1 protein-coding gene is annotated in these 654 nt (G+C 70.8%); it reads left to right on the top strand.

The annotated features are described in order from the left end of the window. On the top strand, positions 1-584 hold a 584-nt coding region (locus D3273_RS27950; protein ID WP_207210946.1), incomplete at its 5' end, for a hypothetical protein. Between the last annotated feature and the right edge of the window lie 70 nt (positions 585-654).

Consider the following 654-nt stretch of genomic DNA (forward strand, 5'->3'; position numbering starts at 1 on the left):
CGGCCGATACCGCTGAGGACCGATCCGAGGCTCTATGGTTGGAGTTCATCGACCTGGAGCCGGAGCGTCCCGCCGCGCTGCACTTCAGCGGCGCCGACGGGCTGAACTGCGGCTTCGAGGTCGAGCGGCTGAGCGACGGCCGGCACGTGACTTTCTACGGGCTGCAGGACGTCGAGAAGCTGCAGGGCATGCCGCTGCCTCGGCGGTCGGAGTGGGTCGGGGAGCCGGCGCCCTGGGGCAACGGTGAGCAGGTCGGTCGCTGGGTGTCGGTGCCGAACGAGCAGGCCATCGCCCGACGGGCCGAGGTCATCGCCGCGCATGACGCGTGGATGGTCGAGCGCCAGGCCGTGAAGGACCGGCTCGGGATGGACGCGGCGGACGAGGCTGAGGAGGAGGCCTGCCAGGCGCTGTGGGAGGTCGAGAAGGCCATCCTGTCGACAATGCCGGCGACGACAGCCGGGCTCGTCGCGAAGGCACGGTGGGCATCGTGGGATGAGCTCCCGAAGGCCACCGCGGAGGTCTGGGCCAAGCAGGTCACAGCCGACGTGATCGCCATGGCGGAACGCAGCGGGGTGGTGTCGTGAGCTTCCTACCCCCGCAGCCCCTCCCGCACCTCGCTGGCGTGGCCGGTCACCGGCTCGCAGCCCTCGGTGA

Origin of the sequence: Lichenibacterium minor (assembly GCF_004137685.1) — a bacterium.
GTDB classification, from domain to species: Bacteria; Pseudomonadota; Alphaproteobacteria; order Rhizobiales; family Beijerinckiaceae; genus Lichenihabitans; species Lichenihabitans minor.